Genomic DNA, 20440 nt, shown 5'->3' on the forward strand with positions numbered 1-20440 from the left:
GCGTATAATCGTCGGCAGCGTCAGATGTGTATAAGAGACAGGGTCGACACCGCGCTGGTTCCGCTGAGCCTCGGCAACCTTCTCGGCACGCTGGCGCTGGGCACCTTCCTGCGCAAGGAACAGGAGCGCTGCGATCTCCAGATCGCCCTCACCGAAAGCCAGCGCCGATTCACCGCGACGGTGGCGAACCTGCCGGGCGGTGTGTACCAGCGGGTGCTGACGGTGGACGGCCGGTTGCGCTTCCCCTACTGCAGCCCCGGCTTCTTCCAGGTGATGGGGCTGCCGGCGACCGAGCGGGTGACGCTGGAGTCGCTGAACCGCATCCTCCACCCCGAAGACCGCCCGCGGCTGCTCGCCTCGATCCACGCTTCCGCCGAGACGCTGCAGCCCTGGCGGCTGGAATACCGGATCATCTGGCCGAACGGCGACATCCGCTGGATCAGCGTCTCCAGCCGTGCGGCGCGGCGCGACAACGGCGACATCGTGTGGGACGGCATCGTCACCGACGTCACCGAGACCAAGCGCAACGAGCAGGCGCTGATCCAGGCCCGCCTGGAGGCCGAGGCGGCCAGCCGCGCCAAGGCCGAGTTCCTGGCGACCATGAGCCACGAGATGCGCACCCCGCTGAACGGCATCCTGGGCTTTGCCCGCCTGCTTCTGGACGAGGATCTGACGCCCCGGCAGCGCCGCCACGCCCGCTTGGTGCACGACGCCGGGCGGTCGCTTCTGACGGTGATCGAGGATGTGCTGGACTTCTCGCGCATCGAGGCGGGGCGGCTGGTGCTGAACGACACCTCCTTCGCCATCCGCGACCTGATCGCCAATTGCGCGGCGGTGCTGCGCCTGGAGGCCGAGGCGAAGGGGCTGACGTTGCACGCCGCCGTGGCTCCGGACGTGCCGGACTGGCTGCGCGGCGATCCCGACCGGCTGCGGCAGGTGGTGTTGAACCTGCTGGCCAACGCTGTGAAGTTCACCGAGCATGGCGACGTCGGCCTGACCGTCGTGAAGATCGCCGACACTCCCGCCGGTCCGCATCTGACGATCAGCGTCGCCGACACCGGAATCGGCATCCCGTCCGACCGGCAGGGCCAGCTCTTCCAACGCTTCAGCCAGATCGACCGGTCGCGCGGGGGCACCGGTCTCGGCCTCGCCATCAGCCGGCGGCTCGTGGAGATGATGGGCGGGACGGTCGGGGTGCAGAGCCAGGCGGGCGTCGGCTCGACCTTCTGGTTGTCGCTGGTCCTGCCCGAAGCCGATCCGCCCGCCGGGAGCGGCGCCCCTTGCGCGGCGGAACTGCTGGTCCACCGCCGTCCGGCCCGCATCCTGCTGGCCGAGGATCTGGCGATGAACCGGGAGCTGATCACGGCCATGCTGCAGGGGGCGGGGCACCGCGTGGACGCCGTCGCCAACGGGCGGCAGGCGGTGGAAGCGGTGCAGCGCGGCGCCTGCGATCTCGTGCTGATGGACGTGCACATGCCGGAATTGGACGGTCATTCCGCCACACGGGCGATCCGCGGCCTGCCGCCGCCGGTTGGGATTATCCCGATCCTGGCGATGAGCGCCAGCGCGCTGCCCGACGAGGTTCGGCGCTGCCACGACGCCGGCATGAACGGTCACATCGCCAAGCCGGTGGACCGCGCCACCATGCTGGACGCGATCGACGCCGCCTTGGGCTGGGCCGTCCAGGGCGGCCGGGCGGCCGAAGCAACCGACGCCTCCGCGGAACGGGGTGCCATGGCCGAGACCTTCACGGCGGTGGAGCCGATCCCGCTCCGTCAGCCGCTCGACCGCGCGATGCTGGCCCGGCTGTCCGACGAGATGGGGGACGAGGCGTGCGACCGTATGGCCGCCGCCTTCCTCGACGAGCTGCCCCAGCGGATAGGGCGCCTGCGCATGGGCGGTGAATCCGGCTGCGCGCTGGCGGAAGCGCAGGCCCTGATCGCCCCGTCGGCCAATTTGGGGCTGGTCCGTCTGGCGTCCGCCTGCCGCGCGCTCAGCGCCGCCCTGCGCTCCGGCCGCCGGCACGAGGCGGAGGGGCTGGCCGGCAGCGTTCTGGACGCCGCGGAGGAGGGGGCGGAGGCATTGCGCGACACGCTGTCCCGCGGCCGGGGGGACAGCCGTTTCAAGTCTCTTGCGAAGGATATCGTCCGGACGCCATAATTCCCATGTGCGGCACCTTTCTCTCCTCCGGCGTGCGCCGGATCTGGCGGACACCGGCGATGGACGAAGCTTTTCTGACGGCGGAGGGACACGCCGCGGCCCCCCGCACGCGGCTGCGGACGCTGTTGACGACCATCGTCGGGGTGATCGCCCTGTTCGGAGTCGGCCTGTGGGGGGCCGCCACCTGGGCCGACCGCGACGAGGCGGTGAGCCACGCCCGTGACCGGACGCTGAACGCCGCCCGCCTGCTGCACGAGCATGTGCGCCGCACCGTCGCCACCAGCGATCTCATTCTGCAGCGCGTCGACGACCGACTCCGCGCGCGGGAGGTGGAGGCGGTCGGGCGCGACCTGCCGCTGTGGCAGGAACTGCGCGCGATGTCCGACGCCATGCCGGAGGTCAGTTCCATCTGGATTTTCGACGCCGCCGGAAACGGGCTGCTGACCACGCGCCAGTATCCGTCGCCGCCAATGAACAACGCGGACCGCGCCTTCTTCCAGGCTCACCGGAACGGCGAGACCTTCCACATCGGCGGGATGATCCGGGGGCGGCTGTCCGGCCGGCCGACCTTCACCATCAGCCGCCGCATCGGGACGGTGGAGAATTTCCAGGGCGTCGCCAACATCGCCCTGGACCTCGATTATTTCCGTTCTTTCTTCGACGGGCTGAACATCGGACGCGGGGGCGCCGTCGCCGTGTACCGCGAGGACGGGACCCTGCTGTTCAGCCTGTCGGGCCAGGACACCGCCGCATCGCTGTCCGCGGCGCCCCCCGACATGCCTCCGGTGACCCGACCAATGGACGAGGCGCCGCGGGCCATCGGCGGCACGATCTTCAGCCAGTCTCCGGTGGATGGATCGGAGCGGATCGTCGCGAACCTGCGGGTTCAGGATCTGCCGCTGATCGTGCAGGTCGGGGTGTCGCGGGACGAGGCGCTGACGCCCTGGCGCGAGCGCACGATCCATGGCGGCCTGCTGGTCCTGCTGGCGGTGGCCGCCTGCGCGGCGCTGGCGCTGGCGGCGGCGCGCAGCCTGTCGCGCGAGGAGGTGGGGCGCCGTCGGCTGGCCGAGACGAACGCCGACCTGGATGCCACCGCCCGCAGCCTGGAGCTGGCCAACCGCGCCTTCGCCGGGGCCAACCGCCGGCTGAACCTGATCCTGCAATCCGCGTCGGAAGGGATCTGCGGCGTGGACCGCGACGAGCGGATCACCTTCGCCAACCCCGCCGCCTGCGCGCTGACCGGCTACAGCAACGAGGAGATGCTGGGCCGCAGCCTGCATGTGCTGCTTCACCACACCCGCGCCGACGGCACGCCGGCGCCGACCATCGACTGCCCGGTCTTCGAGGTGCTGCGCACCGGCGAGGCGCGGGGCGGCTCGGAAGACATCTACTGGCGCAAGGACGGCACCAGCTTCCCGGTGGAGTTCGCGGCCTCCCCCATGCTGGAGGACGGCCGGGTGGAGGGCGCGGTGGTCGTCTTCCACGAGATCGCCGAGCGCAAGCGGGCCGAGGAGGCGCTCCGCCAGGCCAAATCCGTGGCCGAGGCGGCCAGCCGCGCCAAGAGCGAATTCCTGGCCAACATGAGCCATGAGATCCGCACGCCGATGAACGCCATCCTGGGGCTGGTCCACCTGCTCCAGCAGACCGACCTGTCGACGCGCCAGCGCGACTACGCCCAGAAGATCCGCGTGTCGGCCCAGTCGCTGCTCGGCATCCTGAACGACATCCTGGACTTTTCCAAGGTGGAGGCCGGCAAGCTGGAGCTGGAGCGGGTGGAGTTCCGCCTGGACGACCTGCTGCAGAACCTGGCGGTGATCGTCGGCGCGGCGGCGCAGGACAAGGACATCGAGGTTCTGTTCTCGGTCGGGCCGGAGGTTCCGCTCGACCTCGTCGGCGACCCCTTGCGCCTTCAGCAGGTGCTCATCAACCTCGCCGGCAACGCCATCAAGTTCACCGAGGCGGGGGAGGTGGTGGTGTCCGTCCGCGCCGTCGAGGTGGTGGAGGAGCGGGCGGTCCTGACCTTCTCCATCCGCGACACCGGAATCGGCATCGACGCGGAGCAGAAGGAACGACTGTTCCAGGCCTTCAGCCAGGCCGACAGCTCCACCACCCGGCGTTACGGCGGCACCGGCCTCGGGCTGGCCATCTGCACGCGGCTGGTCGCCCTGATGGGCGGCGCCATGGATGTGACGAGCGAGCCGGGCCGGGGCAGCGATTTCCATTTCACCGCCGTTTTCGGGAATCCCGTCTTCGGGCAGGCCGCTTTCGGAAATGCCGGGCGGGTGGGAGAGCGTCCGTCGCGGTTCTCCGCCGTGCCGCGCGGCCTCTCGGTGCTGGTGGTGGACGACAATCACACGGCGCGCGAAGTGCTGGCCGAACTGGTCGTCTCCTTCGGTTGGCGGGCTTCGCTCTGCGCCTCCGGGCCTGAGACGATCGCGGAGCTGGAGCGCGCGACCGCCGCCGGGCAGCCCTACGACATCGTGCTGATGGACTGGAAGATGCCGGGGATGGACGGGCTGGAAACCTCCCGCCGCATCCGCGAGGACGGGCTGGTGAAGGCGCCGGTCATCATCGTGGTCTCCGCCTTCGGCCGCGAGCGGATGGGGGATGCGGGAGCACCGGACCTGGGCCTGAGCGGCGCGCTGGTGAAGCCGGTCACCGCCTCCTCCCTGCTCGATGCGGTGATCGACGCCTTTGGGCGCGGCGCGGAGGGCGAGGCGCTGGAGACGATCCCGCTGCACCCCTGCGCGCCGGTCCCCGCCGGCCTTCTCCGCCCGCCGCAACGGCGCCCGCTGTTCGGGCAGCGCCTGCTGCTGGTGGAGGACAACAGCATCAGCCAGGAGGTGGCCCGCGAGATCCTGGAGCGCGCCGGTGCCCGCGTGACCCTGGCCGGCAACGGGCGCGAGGCGGTCGCCCGGGTCGAGGAGGCGAATCCGCCCTTCGATCTCGTCCTGATGGACGTGCAGATGCCGGAGATGGACGGATTCGAGGCGACGCGCCGGCTGCGCGCCCGGCCCGCCGGGCAGGGGCTGCCGATCATCGCCATGACCGCCAGCGCCCTGCCGTCCGACCGCCAGCGTTGCCTGGACGGCGGCATGGACGACCACATCGCCAAGCCGATCGACGTGGAGCAACTGTTTTCCGTGGTGACGCGCTGGCTCGGCCAGCCGTCGGCGACGCCCGGCATGCCGCTTCTGCCCAAGGCCGTGCCGTCCCACGCCCGTGGAGCGCTTCCCGCCGACCTGCCGGGCATCGACGTGAAGGACGCGCTGCACCGCCTCGACGGCGACGTCGGGCTGTTCCGCAAATTCGTCACCGACTTCGCCCGGACCTACGACGGGGCGGCGGACGGCATCGCCTCGGCGCTGGCCGCCGGCGACCTGCCGCGGGCCAAGGCGCTGGGGCATGAGCTGAAGAGCCTGGCGGGCAACATCGGCGCGCGGACGTTGTCCGCCGCCGCGGACGCGGTGCAGGTCGCCGCCTTCCGCGGGGACCGGGCGGCGGCGGCGCAGCAGCTGCCGGTTCTGCGCGCGGAGCTGGAGGCGGTGCTGGACTCCGCCGCCCGGCTCGCCGCCGCCCGGTTGGCCGTTGCGCCGGGACACGCCCCCGGCCTCCCGCCGGGCGGTGGCGGTCCGGCGATGGACATCGCAACGCTGGAGCCCATGCTGGAGCGCTTCGCCCGGCTGCTGCGTGACAGCAACTTCGCCGCCGCGGAGGAGTTCGCCGTTCTAGCCCCGCCGCTGGCCGACTGGATCGACCCGGCGGCCATGAAGGCGCTCTCGTCGGCGGTCGACGGCCTCGATTTTACAAAAGCTCAAGGAATCTTGCGCAGGATCACCCAGGACCTCGGTCTGAGCCTTCCGGCCGACTGACCCGCTTCGCACCAGGAATCGCCTTTCAGGAACCGGCCACCAGGAACCGAACATGACCGACGCACGCTCCAAGATCCTGGTGGTCGACGACATCCCGTCCAACGTCCATGTCCTGAGCCGCATCCTGAAGGACGAGCACGACATCTATTTCGCGACCGACGGGGCGAAGGCGCTGGAGCTGGCGCAGTCCCGGCTGCCCGATCTCGTTCTGCTGGACATCATGATGCCGGGCATGGACGGGTACGAGGTCTGTTCCCGTCTCAAGACCGATCCGATCACCCGCGATATTCCGGTCATCTTCATCTCGGCCAAGAGCGAGGTGGAGGACGAGACCTATGGGCTGGAGGTCGGCGCCATCGACTTCATCTCCAAGCCGATCAGCCCGCCGATCGTCAAGGCGCGGGTGCGCAATCACCTGCTGCTGAAGCGACAGACCGACCTGCTGCGCACCTTGTCCTTCGCCGACGGCCTGACCGGAATCGCCAACCGCCGCCGCTTCGACGAGGTGTTGCTGCGCGAATGGCGGCGCTGTGGGCGGGTGCAGCTTCCGCTGTCGTTGGTCATGCTCGATGTCGACCAGTTCAAACCCTACAATGACCATTACGGCCATCAGGCGGGCGACGAGTGCCTGCGCGCGGTGGCCCAACTCCTGGCCGAGGAGATGATGAGGCCGGGCGACCTGATCGCCCGCTATGGCGGCGAGGAATTCGTCTGCCTGCTTCCCGAAACCGACGAGGACGGCGCGGTCCAGGTCGCCGAGCGTCTGCGCGAGACGGTGGCCGACCGCCGACTGCCCCACGCGGTGTCCCATGTCGCCGACCACGTCACCATCAGCCTGGGCGTCGCCACCGCCCGGCCGACGCTGGACGACACGCCGGAGCGGCTGACCCAGCTTGCCGACGGCCTGCTCTACGAGGCCAAGCGGGCGGGCCGCAACCGTGTGTGCAGCGGCGGTGTGGAGGTTTCGGTATAACGGGCCGACCTGAGGCATCACGGGTGCAGCCATGACCGCGGCCAGAGCCGGAAACCATACCGCGAACGGGGACCGCTCTTCATTTGCAGCGACTCCGCCCGACGTGCGCGGGCGCGGCTTCGCCAGCCGGGCCGCCCTGCCGGCCGCGGAAGGCTGGATCGACGCCACTGTCGGCCCTCTGCCGCCGCGCGCCGTGGCTCTCGCCGACCTCCCCGCCACGCTGGCGGAGGGCTTGGTTCTCGCCGAGCCGGTGAAGGCGCCGGGGGATTGGCCGCCCGCCGACCGGGCCGCCCGCGACGGTGTGGCGGTGGCCTCCAGCGACACGCTGGGCGCCGGCTCCTACAACCCGGTTCCGCTGCCGGGCGCCGTGACGGTCGCGGCCGGCGAGCCGATGCCGCCGGGGACCGACGCCGTCCTGCCCGTGGAGGCGATGCAGGCCGATGGTCCCTTCGTCGAGGCGCTGGGCAGCGCCGCCCCGGGCGAGGGCGTGGAGCGGCAGGGGGAGGGGCTGCGCGGCGGGACGGTCCTGCTGAAGGCCGGTCACCGCTTGCGTCCGCAGGATCTTGGATTGCTCGCCGCGCTGGGGATCGACATGGTGCGTGTAGGCGCCCGGCCGCGGGTGCGGATCGTGCTGGCCGGGGGGCCGCGGTCCGGACCCGAAACGCTGGGCGCCATGCTGACCGCCCTGGTGACGCGCGATGGCGGCGTGGCGGAGCTGGTGGGACCGCTGCCGGCGGACCGCGCCGCGCTGGCCGCGGCCTACGCGGCTCCCGGCGCCGACCTGCTGATCTCCGCAGGGCGCACCGGGGTTGGGGAGGACGATGTGGCCCCCCTGGCGCTGGCCGAGGCGGGGCAACTTGCCCTGCACGGCGTGGCCCTGCGCCCCGGCGATTCGGCGGCGCTTGGGACGGCGTGCGGCGTGCCCGCCGTGCTGCTGCCCGGTGAACCGATGGCCTGCCTGACGGCCTATGAGCTGCTGGCCGGGCGGGCGCTGCGCCGTCTGGCCGGGCGGGACCCTGGGCTGCCCCATCCGGCGGTCCCCGCCGTGGTGGTGCGCAAGCTGGTGTCGGAGATCGGCTGCACCGAACTGTACCGCGTGCGCCGGACGGCGGATGGAATGGTCGAGCCGGTCGCCTCCCCGTACCGGCCGGGATTGGCCGGGGCGGTGCTGGCCGACGGCTTTGTGCTGATCCCCGCGGAAAGCGAGGGCGTCCCGGCGGGGGCGACCGTGACCCTGCGCTGTTTTGACGGTACAAGTCTCTGAACAGAATTAAGCGAGGGGGGAAAGGGCGTGTCCAACCAGGACATCCGGCGGTTCGTCGCCCAGGCGGCCCGGCAGGAGCAGTTTCTCGAGGTGGTCGGCCGCGACGAGGCCGAGGCGCGGTTCCTCCGCCATCTCGACCTGACGCCCAAGGGGGCGGAGACGGTGCCGCTGGGCGCCGCGCTGGGCCGCGTGCTGGCCGCCGACGTGGTGGCTGAGGTCGATGTCCCCGGTTTCGACCGCTCCTCGGTGGACGGCTTCGCGGTGCGCGCCGCCGACACGCTGGGGGCGGGCGAGGACACGCCGGTCGTGCTGCGCCTGAACGAGGAGGTGCTGTCCGCCGGGCGCGTCCCGGCGCTGACCGTCGCCCCTGGCACGGCCACGGTGCTTGCCACCGGCGGCATGCTGCCGCGCGGCGCCGACGCCGTGGTGATGGTCGAGCACACCGAGTCGTACGAGGAAGGCGACGCCCTTCTGGTGGCGATCCGCAAGCCGGTGGTGCCCGGCGCCTTCGTCGCCGCCGCCGGGTCGGACATCGGGCGCGGCGAGACGGTGATGCGCCGTGGGCAGCTGCTGACCTCCCGCGAGATCGGCGTTCTGGCCGCCATCGGGCGGGCCGAGGTCTCGGTGGTCCGCCGCCCCCGCGTGGCGATCCTGTCCACCGGCGACGAGATCGTAGCGCCGGGCGCGCCGATCCGGCCCGGTGCCGTCTATGATTCGAACGCCGCCATCCTGGCCGCCGCGGTGGAGGAGTTGGGCGGGGAGCCGGTCCGGCTGGGCATCGCCCGCGACGACGAGGCCGAACTGGCTCCGCTGGTCGAACAGGGTCTGGCCTGCGACGCGCTGCTGCTGTCGGGCGGAACGTCGAAGGGGGCGGGTGACCTGTCCTACCGCATCGTCAGCCGCCTGACCGATCCCGGCATCGTTGCGCACGGCGTCGCCTTGAAGCCCGGCAAGCCTCTGTGCCTAGCCGTAACGAAGGGCAAGCCGGTGGTGATCCTGCCCGGCTTCCCGACCTCTGCCATGTTCACCTTCCACGAGTTCGTCGCCCCGGTGCTGCGTGCGCTGGCCGGTCTGCCGCCCGCGGCGAAGGAGAGCGTGGACGCGACGGTGCCGATGCGGCTGGGATCGGAACGGGGCCGAACCGAATATGTGATGGTCTCGCTGGTGCGTGGGGCGGACGGGGGACTGGCGGCTTACCCGCTGTCCAAGGGCTCCGGCGCGGTGACCGCCTTCAGCGCGGCGGACGGCTTCATCGCCATCGACCCGCAGGCCGAGGCGGTGGAGGCCGGCACCCCGGTATCGGTCCAGCGCATCGGGCGCGACACCCGCCCCGCCGACCTGATCGTGATCGGCAGCCATTGCGTCGGGCTGGACGCCATCACCGGCCAGTTGGTCGGGGAAGGGCTGACGGTCAAGGCGCTGAACGTCGGTTCCATGGGCGGCCTCGCCGCCGCCCGGCGCGGCGAGTGCGACGTGGCGGCCATCCACCTGATGGATCCGAAGAGCGGTGAGTACAACCGCCCCTTCCTGACCCCGGCTTTGAGCCTTGTGCCCGGCTACAGCCGCCTTCAGGGCATCGTCTTCCGCAAGGGCGATGTTCGTTTCGAGGGCGGAACGGCCAGGGAGGCCGGTTTGGCGGCGGCGCAGGACCCCAATTGCATCCTGGTCAACCGCAACGCCGGCAGCGGCACACGCATCCTGACCGACCGGCTGCTCGGGGCCGCGCGCCCGACCGGCTACTGGTCGCAGGCCAAGTCGCACAACGCCGTGGCGGTGGCGGTGGCCCAGGGCCGCGCCGACTGGGGCGTCGCCATCGAAAGCGTCGCCACCCTCTACGGGCTGGGCTTCCTGCCCCTGCAGGCGGAGCATTACGACTTCGTGATCCCCAACGACCGCCGGGAGCGGCCGGCGGTCCAGCGCTTCCTGGCGGCGCTGGCCGATCCGGCGGTGCGGGAAAAGCTGACGGCGCTCGGCTTCACCGTTCCGGGAGCGGAATGAACTCCGTCTCGCCGGGAACGGCGTCGAACCGCCCGGCCTTCCATTCGGCCTTGGCCTGTTCGATGCGGTCCTGGCGGCTGGAGACGAAGTTCCACCAGATGTGGCGCGGGCCATCCATCACAGCGCCGCCCAGCAGGATCAGGCGGGCGGCGGTTTCGGCCTCCACCGTCACCGCGTCGCCGGGACGCAGCACCAGAAGCCGCCCGGACTCGAAGCGGTCGCCGTGGATCGTGACGGTGCCGTCGGCGATGTAGAGCGCCCGCTCCTCCGTCTCACGGTCGATGGGCAGGCGGGCGCCGGCGTCCAGCGAGGCATCGACGTACAGCGTGTCCCACAGCGTGTTCATGGGCGAACGTACACCGTACGCCTCGCCCGCGACGACGCGCAGCCGCTTGCCCTCGCCCTCCACCACCGGCAGTTCGTCGGCGCCGAGATGGACGAAGGCGGGGTCGGTTTCCTCATGGGTCTTCGGCAGGGCGACCCAGGACTGGATGCCCGACAGCAGCCGGTCGCGGCCGCGCTCGTCGGTGGCGGAGCGTTCGGAATGGGCGATGCCGCGCCCGGCGGTCATCCAGTTCACCGCCCCCGGACGGATCGGTAGCACGGTGCCCAGGCTGTCGCGGTGCAGGATCTCGCCGTCGAACAGGTAGGTGACGGTGGCCAGCCCGATGTGCGGGTGGGGGCGCACGTCGATGCCCGCCCCGGCTTTCAGGATGGCCGGCCCCATCTGGTCGAGGAAAACGAACGGCCCGACCATCCGCTTGCGGACGGAGGGCAGGGCGCGTCGCACCTCGAACCCGCCGATGTCGCTGGTGCGCGGAACGACCACCGTTTCCAGCCAGCCGTCCGGAGACTCGGTCGATGTTGGCGCCGTCGTCATGCGTGTCCTCCCGTTCCCGAAGCCTGTTCCCAATGGTGGGTGCCACCAACAGGTGGGGACCGGCGCCGCGAATGGGAGGGGGAAAGCGTTCAGTGCTTGGGGGTGCCGCAGCCACCGCTTCCGCAGCCGCAGCCGCCAGCCGGGGCGGTGACGTGGATGGCGCCGCGCGCCGTGGCCAGCAGCACGTCCAGCGGGATGCCGGTGGCCTTGGCGAGATCGTTCAGGCTGGCGCTGTCGGGCACGCCGACGCCGGGGTTGAAGACCGGATGGATCTGCGCCAGCCGGCCCACGGCGTCCGGATCGACGGCGTTCAGCGCGCCCAGGGTGGTGTCGCCTGTCAGGGTGTTGGCGATCAGGATGTCGGCCATGGCGTGTCCGAAGCGGGAGGAAAGGGAAATCGGCGGAAGCCGACGGTGCCGCCCGACCAAAGAGCCTTCCTTGACGCCTGTCAAGACGGCGGCGACAGGAGAGGCGGGAGGAAACAGAGGCCTGAAACGCCGAAGGGCCCACGCGGTGATGCGCAGGCCCTTCAGGTGTTTGGTGGAGCCAAGGAGGATCGAACTCCTGACCTCTACAATGCCATTGTAGCGCTCTCCCAGCTGAGCTATGGCCCCGAAACTCTGGGCGGCGAGCCTTGCGGCCTGCCTCGGTGGAGCGGGATATTGGTCAGGACGAGGGGCCGATGCAAGAGAAAAATTCAGCCCCGTCCACCTTTTTTCCGCTCACCCGGAAGAGCGCCGGTCAGCGCTCCTCCTCGTCCTCGCCTTCGACGTCGACGACCTCGTCCATGTCGTCCTCACCCAGTTCCGAGGTGTCCTCGATCAGGACATCGTCCTCGTCCTCGGGCGTCTCGTCGGTTTCCTCGATGTCGTCGACGGTCACATCGTCCTCGACTTCGTCGAGTTCCGTCGACTCTTCTTCCTCGGTCTCGGTTTCCTCGTCCTCCGAGGAGACCACCGGGGCCTTCTTGACATCGTCGACCGGCGCCGGGCGCGCCTTGCGGGACTTCAGCAACGCCTCGGGATCGAACTGCGCTCCGCAGCTCGGGCACACCGGCGGGTCCTTGCGCAGATCGTAATAGCGCGCGCCACAGCTCGGGCAGATGCGCTTGACGCCCCATTCGGGTTTGGCCACGCCTCGTCCTCCGTCACGTTCCTAGGGAATGCCCAATTCGGGAATTGCAAGCCGCGCCCTTTGCCACGCCAGCGGGCGCTTGTCAAAAAAAAGTTCGCTGAATGCCGCCGTCGACGTGGCAGGTCCGGCGGCCGGTGCCAAACTTCACCCTGCGGTGGTCCTTCGGGCCGCCCACAAGGATACCATGATAATGGGGGAGGAAGCCGATGCCGATCCTGCTGTCCCGCCGCTGGCGGGCGTTGCTGTCCGCCGGCCTGCTGGCGGCGCTGCCGCTGGAGGCCTTGGCCCAGACGGCGCCGTCCACGACTCCTTCCGCCGCGGGTGACGTGGCGCCGGAGCGCGCGACCGGACGCGGCAGCCGCAGCCTCGACACCGCCACGCGGTACATGGTGGCCGCCGCGAATCCGCTGGCGGCGGAGGCCGGGCGCGAGATCCTGCGGGCGGGCGGCAGCGCGGTTGACGCGGCCATCGCCGTGCAGCTCGTCCTCAATCTGGTGGAGCCGCAAAGCTCCGGCGTCGGGGGCGGCGCCTTCCTGGTCCATTACGATGCCGCAACGAAGGTGGTGACCTCCCTCGACGGGCGCGAGACGGCGCCGGCCGCGGCGACTCCGGAGCGTTTCCTGGGGGCGGATGGCAAGCCGATGCCCTTCTACGACGCGGTGGTCGGCGGCCGGTCGGTCGGGGTGCCGGGCACGGTGATGCTGCTGGAGCACGCCCACCGCACGCACGGCAAACTGCCCTGGCCCCGGCTGTTCGAACGCGCCATCGCGCTGGCCGAGACCGGCTTCACGGTCAGCCCGCGGCTGAACGGCCAGCTGGCGATGGAAAAGCACCTGCCGGCCAACCCCACGGCGCGCGCCTATTTCTACCAGCCGGACGGCACGCCCTGGCCGGTCGGCCATGTCTTGAAGAACCCGGAGTTCGCGGCAACCCTGCGCGCCATTGCGGAGAAAGGCTCCGCCGCCTTCTACGAGGGGCCGATCGCCACCGACCTCGTCAAGGCGGTGACCGGCCATCCCACCAATCCCGGCGACATGACCGAGGCCGATCTGAAGGCCTACCGGGTGAAGGAGCGGGAACCGGTCTGCGGCCCCTACCGCGTCTACACCCTGTGCGGCATGGGGCCGCCCAGTTCCGGTGGGATCGCGGTGCTGCAGATGCTGGCCTTCCTGGAGGGCCGTGACATGGCCGCCACCCGCGGCGATCCGGCGCTGGCGGCGCACTGGATGTCGGAGGCCGGGCGACTCGCCTTCGCCGACCGCGGGCTCTATCTGGCCGACCCCGATTTCGTGTCGGTGCCGGTGAAGGGGCTGCTCGACCGCGGCTATCTGGCGAGCCGCGCCGCCCTGGTCGGCGAGCGGTCGATGGGCAAGGCGCAGGCGGGCGAGCCGCCCTTCCGGGAAGGCCGCGCCTGGGGCTTCGCCGAGGCCGAGGAGCATGGCACCAGCCACATCTCCGTGGTGGACGAGGCGGGCAACGCCGTCGCCATGACCACCACCATCGAGGACGGCTTCGGCTCCCGTCTGATGGTGCGCGGCTTCCTGTTGAACAACGAGCTGACCGACTTCGCCTTCACCCCGACGGAGGACGGCAAGCCGGTCGCCAACCGGGTGGAGCCGGGCAAGCGCCCGCGCAGCTCGATGGCGCCGACCCTGGTCTTCCGCGACGGCGCCCTGGTGGCCTCGGTGGGGTCGCCGGGCGGAAGCAACATCATCAACTACGTGGGCAAGACGCTGGTCGCGCTGCTGGACTGGAATCTCGACCCGCAGGCGGCGGTGGACACCCCCAACTTCGGCAGCCGCAACGGCCCGACCGAGCTGGAGCAGGGCACCGAGGCGGAAGGCTGGATAGGGGCGTTGGAGGCGCGGGGGCACACGGTCAAGGCGATGGAGCTGACCTCCGGCACCCAGGCGATCGTGGTGACCGGCCAGGGGCTGTCCGGCGGCGCCGACACCCGGCGCGAGGGGGTGGCGGACGGCGACTGATCGCGGGAGCGGTCAGGGGCACGTTCGAACGGTTCGGTCGCGGCTTTGGCGGACAAGATCGACACGGATTTCACGGATCAGGGCACGGGTTTCACGGATCTTTGCCGATCACGGGACGCTGCGCTGCGCCCAGCCACCCGGTTCCGGAAAATCCGCTTTCAATCCGTGAAATCCGTGTCGATTCTTGCCCGCATTGCCTGCGCGCGGCTTTCAGCCAATCACCCTTTGGGAGCCGCGCATCGCTCGCATCGCCCTTCCCGCTGTGCTAGGTACTCCGCCCTGGTCACATTCTTGTCTGGGGAGCCCTCCCATGCTGCAGGCGAAGCCGCTTCGCTCATCCTCCACCGGCGCGCTGGCCGGCACCATCCGCGTGCCGGGCGACAAGTCGATCTCGCACCGGTCGCTGATGCTGGGTGCCGTTGCGGTGGGCGAAACCGTCATCCACGGCTTGCTGGAAGGGGAGGACGTGCTGAACACCGCCGCCGCCATGCGCTTGCTGGGCGCCCAGGCGGAGCGCGGCGGGGACGGGGTGTGGCGCGTGCGCGGCGTCGGTCTGGGCGGTCTGGGCGAGCCGGCGCAGGTGCTCGACATGGGCAACAGCGGCACGGCGGCGCGCCTGCTGATGGGCCTCGTCGCGTCGCACCCGATCACCTGTGTCTTCACCGGCGACGCCTCGCTGAACAAGCGCCCGATGGCCCGTGTGACCGGCCCGCTGGAGCAGATGGGGGCGCGCTTCGTCGGGCGGTCCGGCGGACGGCTGCCGCTGACCGTGGTCGGCAGCGACCGCACCGTTCCGATCACCTATCGCCTGCCGGTGGCCTCCGCCCAGGTGAAGTCGGCGATCATCCTCTGCGGCCTGAACACCGCCGGCACCACCACCGTGATCGAGGCGGAGCCGACCCGCGACCACACCGAGCTGATGCTGCGCCATTTCGGCGCCACCGTGACGACCGAGCGGATGGAGGACGGTGCGCTCGCCGTGTCCGTCGTCGGCCAGCCGGAGCTGACCGGGCGCACCATCGTCGTGCCCGCCGACCCCAGCTCCGCCGCCTTCCCGGCGGTCGCGGCGCTGCTGCGCCCCGGCTCGGAGCTGCTGCTCCCCGGCGTCGGCATGAATCCGCGCCGCACCGGCCTCTACGACACGCTGGTCGAGATGGGCGCGAACATCGCCTTCGAGAACCGCCGCGACGAGGCGGGCGAGCCGGTGGCCGACCTCCGTGTGAAGCACGGCCCGCTGAAGGGCATCGTCGTCCCGGCGGATCGCGCCCCCAGCATGATCGACGAGTACCCGATCCTTGCCGCCGCCGCCGCCTGCGCGGAGGGCACCACCGTCATGCTCGGCCTGAAGGAGCTGCGCGTGAAGGAGAGCGACCGCCTCGCCATGGTCGCCGACGGGCTGACCAAGTGCGGCGTGAAGGTCGAGGTCGGGGCGGACGACAGCCTGACCGTCTACGGCACCGGCAAGCCGCCGCAGGGCGGCGCCACCGTCGCCACCGCCATGGACCACCGTATCGCCATGAGCTTCCTGGTGCTGGGCATGGCCACGGCCGAGCCGGTGCAGGTGGACGACGGCGCCTTCATCGACACCAGCTTCCCCGGCTTCGTCGCCCTGATGAACGGCGTCGGCGCCAAGATCGCGGGGGCATGAGGGCGATGGGTCTGGTCATCGCCATCGACGGCCCGGCGGCGGCGGGCAAGGGCACGCTGTCCAAGCGGATCGCCCAGGCCTACGGCTTCGCGCATCTCGACACCGGGGCGCTCTACCGCGCGGTCGGCGTCAGCGTCCTGCGCGCGGGCGGCGACCCGGCGGACGCGGCGGCGGCGGCCCAGGCCGCCCGCGCGTTGCGGCCGGAGGACGGCATCCTGAACGACCCGGCTCTGCGCAACGACGAGGCCGCGCAGGCGGCCTCCAAGGTCGCCGTGGTGCCGGCGGTGCGGGCCGCCCTGCTCGATTTCCAGCGGCGCTTCGCCGCGGCCCCGCCCGGCGGCGCGCCGGGGGCGGTGCTGGACGGGCGGGACGTCGGAACGGTCGTATGCCCGAACGCCGATGCCAAGCTGTTCGTTACCGCTTCGGTGGAGGTGCGGGCCGAACGGCGACTCAAGGAGTTGCGGGAACGCGGGATTCCGGCTATACCGTCCGACGTCCTGGAGGACATGAAGGCCCGTGACGCGCGCGACAGCCAGAGGACGGTAGCACCGCTCCTGCCGGCTGCCGACGCTTTTGTGCTTGATACCTCCGCCCTCGACGCCGACCAGGCGTTCGCAGCGGCGACCGCCTTTATCGGAACGAAAACCGGTTTCGGCCCCAAGGTCTGAGCATCAGGGTCCGGGCGCTTCGGCCCTCCAAAGGAACATATGTCAACCAAGTCGCCGGGCGTGGTGCCCGGCGCGGTGGTCCCATCGGGGGCCGGCCCGTTTTGCCGCGGGACGGACCATGGCGGGATCGCTTTCGGCCAACCTTAGGAGTTTCAATGGCACAAGCTATGGCCCGGACCGGCGAGAAGGAAAGCTTTGCGGCTCTGCTCGAGGAGTCGCTCGGCACGGCCGAGTCCCTCGAAGGCTCGGTCGTCAAGGGGCGCGTCGTCTCCGTCGAGAACGACATGGTCACCATCGACGTCGGCCTGAAGTCGGAAGGCCGCGTCGCGCTGAAGGAATTCGCCGTTGCCGGCCAGCCGCCCGAGATGAAGGCGGGCGACACGGTCGAGGTGTATCTGGAGCGCATGGAAGACAAGAACGGCGAAGCCGTTCTGTCGCGTGAGAAGGCCAAGCGCGAAGAGGCCTGGGCGCTGCTGGAGAAGTCCTTCCAGGACCAGACCCGCGTCACCGGCGTCATCTTCGGCCGCGTCAAGGGCGGCTTCACCGTCGACCTGTCGGGCGCCGTGGCGTTCCTGCCGGGTTCGCAGGTGGACATCCGTCCGGTCCGCGACATCTCCCCGCTGCTGGGCACCCCGCAGCCGTTCCAGATCCTGAAGATGGACCGCTCGCGCGGCAACATCGTCGTGTCGCGTCGCGCCGTTCTCGAAGAGAGCCGCGCCGAGGCCCGTTCGGAGCTGGTGGCCAACCTCAAGGAAGGCCAGGTTCTGCAGGGTGTGGTCAAGAACATCACCGACTACGGCGCGTTCGTGGATCTGGGTGGCGTCGATGGCCTGCTGCACGTCACCGACATCGCGTGGCGCCGCATCAACCACCCGTCCGAGGCCCTGCAGATCGGCCAGACCGTCACGGTCCAGGTCATCCGCTTCAACCCGGAGACCCAGCGCATCAGCCTCGGCATGAAGCAGCTCGAGGCCGATCCGTGGGAAGGCGTGGAAGCCAAGTACCCGGTCAGCTCGCGGTTCAAGGGCCGCGTCACCAACATCACCGACTACGGCGCCTTCGTGGAGCTGGAGCCGGGGATCGAGGGCCTGGTGCACGTCTCGGAGATGTCCTGGACGAAGAAGAACGTCCATCCGGGCAAGATCGTGTCGACTTCGCAGGAAGTCGAGGTCATGGTCCTGGACGTCGATCCGCAGAAGCGCCGCATCAGCCTGGGCCTCAAGCAGTGCCTGGACAACCCGTGGGAGACCTTCCTCGACAAGTTCGGCCCGGGCACGGAGCTGGAAGGCGAGGTCAAGAACATCACCGAGTTCGGTCTGTTCGTCGGTCTGCCGGGCGACATCGACGGCATGGTCCACATGTCCGACCTCGACTGGAACAAGTCGGGTGAGGAGGCCATCGCCGAGTACAAGAAGGGCGACCGCGTCAAGGTCAAGGTCCTGGACGTCGACGTCGAGAAGGAGCGCATCTCCCTCGGCATCAAGCAGCTCGCGAACGATCCGTTCGAGGCTGCCACGGCCGGCCTGAAGAAGAACGAGGTCGTCACCTGCACCGTCACCCAGGTCACCGACGGTGGCATCGAGGTCACGGTCGGCGAGGGCTACACCGGCTTCATCCGCAAGTCGGACCTGTCCCGCGACCGTTCGGAGCAGCGTCCGGACCGCTTCGCCGTCGGCGAGAAGGTCGACGCGAAGGTCACCCAGATCGACCGCGGCTCCCGCCGCATCTCGCTGTCCATCAAGGCCCGCGAGATGGAGGAGGAGAAGCAGGCGATGGCCGAGTACGGTTCGTCCGACTCGGGCGCCTCGCTGGGCGACATCCTGGGTGCGGCTCTGAAGCGCAAGCAGCAGACCGGCGAAGAGTAAGGTCCTTCCCATCTCCCTCCCTCGCGTCAGCGGGGAGGGTCGGGGAGGGAGCCCGCCTCTCGCACTTGGTTACGAAAAAGCCGCCGCGGTCACCCCGCGGCGGCTTTTTCCTTTTACAGCGCATCAGCCTCTCACCCCTCCTCGTCCTCCTTGATGAGGTCGCGGTAGGCGTGCCAACTCGCGTGGCCGACCAGGGGCAGGGCGACGATCAGCCCGAGGAAGCCGGTCAGCAGCCCGGCGCCGGTCACCAGCACGATTAGACCGGCCCACAGCGCCAGGACCCGCGGGTTGCGCAGCACCGCCATCGCCGAGGCCAGCGCCGCGGCGAAGACGTCCACCGGGCGGTCCATCATCATCGGCAGGGCGGTGACGTTGGTGATGAAGGCGAAGGCGGCGAAGGCGAAGCCCAGCGCCGTGATGAAGACGGTGAAGACCAGACCGTCCAGGCTGAACATCTGCGCCACGAAATGGTCGAGCGCGATGGCCTCGTGCGGGAAGAACAGGGCGAAGGCCACCACGTTCATCCGCGCCCAGATCATGACATAGAGCATCAGGATCAGGCCGGCGGTCAGGATGTGGTAAGGGTTGGCCCGCCACGCCGTCAGCGCCCGCCACAGGCTGGGCCGGCGCCCCTCCTCGACGTCCTTGGATATCCGGTAGAGGCCGAGCGCCAGGAGCGGGGCGATCAGCAGGAAGGCGCCGATCATCGGCGCGATCAGATAGGCCATCCCAGCCAGGACCAACCCGCCGGTCAGCGCGAAGCCGATGGCGACGAAGAGGGCGCCGTAGGCGAGGCTGACCCAGCCCGACGCCCGCAGGTCCATCCAGCCCGCCCGCAGCCAACCCAGGGCCTGGGCGGCGGTGACGGTGCGGACGCGGTCGGCGTAGGGCAGGCCGGCCAGCGGGTCGGCGGGGCCGGTGTGATGGGCGTGCGTCATGGCGAACCTCCAACCGCGTCCCTTCGACCGCATCCGGCGACCGGGACCGTTCCAACCATGTCATCGGAAATGGTGAGTTCAAAGGCAATCCGTAAGACAGATTAATTACATTTCGGACCTTTTTCCCGGAGGCCGTCGGGCAAGCCGGAGCGTTGCCGGGAAAAGGGTTCCGCCAGAAAGGCTTAGCTTGACGGTCACCGGACCCGGTGGCACGCTTGCGCGCAGGTCAAGGAGCGCGGTCCAAGGGCGCTCGAACCGGGGGAAACGGAATCGCCATGACCAAATCAGAGCTGATTCAACGGCTCGCGGAGCGCAATCCGCACCTGTACCAGCGCGACATCGAAAAGATCGTCGGCACTATCTTCGACGAGATCTCCGAGGCGCTCGCCCGCGGCGACCGGGTGGAGTTGCGCGGGTTCGGCGCCTTCTCCGTCAAGCGTCGCGACGCCCGCACCGGCCGAAACCCGCGCACGGGCGAAGCCGTCGAGGTGGGCGAGAAGGCGATCCCCTTCTTCAAGACCGGAAAACAGTTGCGCGAGCGCTTGAACACCGACGAATGATGTCCGTTCATTGACAGCCCGTCACTGAGTCGTCGGAGCGGACCCGGCGCTGCCCCGGCCCCCGATCATGGATACGAGGACCACACCCGTGCGTTTCATCGCCCTCATCATCGCCGTTCCCATCGCGCTGGCCGCGGTGCTGTTCGCCATTTCCAACCGTGGCTTGGTCACGCTGTCGCTCTGGCCGCTGCCCTTCACGCTGGAGGTTCCGGTCTATCTCGCCACGCTGGTGGCGCTGGTGATCGGCTTCCTGGCCGGCGGAGTCGTCGCCTGGAACGCCCAGCGCCGCTACCGCCGCCGCGCCCGCCGCTCCTCGGACCGCGTCTCCTATCTGGAGCGCGAGCTGAAGGAGACGCAGGCCCGCGCCGCCGCCGCGGAGAAGCGTCTGGCCGAGATGAACCGTCCGCTGTCCGGCACCGCCGGCCTGCCCGCGGTGACCGGGTCCGGCGCCGCCCCTGTCTCTTATACACATCTCCGAGCCCACGAGACTATAAC

15 protein-coding genes and 1 tRNA gene are annotated in these 20440 nt (G+C 70.2%); 11 read left to right on the forward strand and 5 right to left on the reverse strand.

Annotated elements, in window-relative coordinates:
• The 5 genes from Q4I23_RS16880 to Q4I23_RS16900 form a co-directional block, all read left to right on the forward strand.
• Positions 1 to 2160, forward strand: a 2160-nt coding sequence (locus Q4I23_RS16880) for a PAS domain-containing hybrid sensor histidine kinase/response regulator family protein (protein WP_498526957.1), incomplete at its 5' end; no start/stop codon positions are given.
• Between the two features lie 59 nt (positions 2161 to 2219).
• Entirely contained in the window at positions 2220 to 6032 is a 3813-nt protein-coding gene (locus Q4I23_RS16885; protein WP_498526958.1) for a response regulator, read from the forward strand.
• A gap of 52 nt (positions 6033 to 6084) precedes the next feature.
• On the forward strand, positions 6085 to 7005 hold the full coding sequence (locus tag Q4I23_RS16890) for a diguanylate cyclase (RefSeq protein WP_498526959.1): 921 nt from the start codon (positions 6085 to 6087) through the stop codon (positions 7003 to 7005).
• Positions 7006 to 7036: 31 nt separating this feature from the next.
• Positions 7037 to 8269, forward strand: coding sequence for a molybdopterin molybdotransferase MoeA (locus Q4I23_RS16895; RefSeq protein WP_498526960.1), 1233 nt, complete (start codon positions 7037 to 7039; stop codon positions 8267 to 8269).
• A gap of 27 nt (positions 8270 to 8296) precedes the next feature.
• Entirely contained in the window at positions 8297 to 10267 is a 1971-nt protein-coding gene (locus Q4I23_RS16900; protein ID WP_498526961.1) for a molybdopterin biosynthesis protein, read from the forward strand.
• Here the strand turns inward: Q4I23_RS16900 and Q4I23_RS16905 are convergent.
• The 4 genes from Q4I23_RS16905 to Q4I23_RS16920 all read right to left on the reverse strand — a co-directional run bounded on the left by Q4I23_RS16905 (position 10245) and on the right by Q4I23_RS16920 (position 12281).
• Entirely contained in the window at positions 10245 to 11147 is a 903-nt protein-coding gene (locus Q4I23_RS16905; RefSeq protein WP_014239231.1) for a pirin family protein, read from the reverse strand. The two genes, Q4I23_RS16900 and Q4I23_RS16905, sit on opposite strands and share 23 nt — an antisense overlap.
• 89 nt (positions 11148 to 11236) lie before the next feature.
• The gene (locus Q4I23_RS16910; RefSeq protein ID WP_119508056.1) at positions 11237 to 11515 is read right to left on the reverse strand and encodes a hypothetical protein; all 279 of its coding nucleotides are present in this window, start codon (positions 11513 to 11515) and stop codon (positions 11237 to 11239) included.
• A gap of 170 nt (positions 11516 to 11685) precedes the next feature.
• Positions 11686 to 11761, reverse strand: a tRNA-Ala gene (locus Q4I23_RS16915).
• Positions 11762 to 11888: 127 nt separating this feature from the next.
• Entirely contained in the window at positions 11889 to 12281 is a 393-nt protein-coding gene (locus Q4I23_RS16920; RefSeq protein WP_149164117.1) for a TIGR02300 family protein, read from the reverse strand.
• 206 nt (positions 12282 to 12487) lie between these two features.
• Between Q4I23_RS16920 and ggt the strand changes: the two genes are divergently transcribed.
• The 4 genes from ggt to rpsA all read left to right on the forward strand — a co-directional run bounded on the left by ggt (position 12488) and on the right by rpsA (position 18447).
• Positions 12488 to 14266, forward strand: a complete 1779-nt coding sequence (gene ggt, locus Q4I23_RS16925; RefSeq protein WP_498526962.1) for a gamma-glutamyltransferase — start codon at positions 12488 to 12490, stop codon at positions 14264 to 14266.
• Between the two features lie 310 nt (positions 14267 to 14576).
• Entirely contained in the window at positions 14577 to 15914 is a 1338-nt protein-coding gene (gene aroA, locus Q4I23_RS16930; protein ID WP_454020460.1) for a 3-phosphoshikimate 1-carboxyvinyltransferase, read from the forward strand.
• Positions 15915 to 15919: 5 nt separating this feature from the next.
• On the forward strand, positions 15920 to 16582 hold the full coding sequence (gene cmk, locus Q4I23_RS16935) for a (d)CMP kinase (RefSeq protein WP_498526965.1): 663 nt from the start codon (positions 15920 to 15922) through the stop codon (positions 16580 to 16582).
• Positions 16583 to 16737: 155 nt separating this feature from the next.
• A complete protein-coding gene (gene rpsA / locus Q4I23_RS16940; protein ID WP_035671076.1) occupies positions 16738 to 18447 on the forward strand; it encodes a 30S ribosomal protein S1 in 1710 nt (569 codons plus the stop codon).
• 131 nt (positions 18448 to 18578) lie between these two features.
• Here rpsA and Q4I23_RS16945 read toward each other — a convergent pair whose 3' ends face one another.
• On the reverse strand, positions 18579 to 19385 hold the full coding sequence (locus Q4I23_RS16945; protein WP_498526963.1) for a DUF2189 domain-containing protein: 807 nt from the start codon (positions 19383 to 19385) through the stop codon (positions 18579 to 18581).
• A gap of 275 nt (positions 19386 to 19660) precedes the next feature.
• Here Q4I23_RS16945 and ihfB point away from each other — a divergent pair, with 275 nt between their 5' ends.
• Positions 19661 to 19945 carry an integration host factor subunit beta gene (gene ihfB, locus Q4I23_RS16950; protein ID WP_014239239.1) on the forward strand — a complete coding sequence of 95 codons (285 nt, stop codon included), beginning with the start codon at positions 19661 to 19663 and terminating at the stop codon, positions 19943 to 19945.
• A gap of 88 nt (positions 19946 to 20033) precedes the next feature.
• The coding region (locus Q4I23_RS16955; protein ID WP_498526964.1) for a lipopolysaccharide assembly protein LapA domain-containing protein at positions 20034 to 20440 on the forward strand (407 nt) is incomplete at its 3' end.

It is taken from the genome of Azospirillum sp. UFLA03-27, assembly GCF_059803775.1.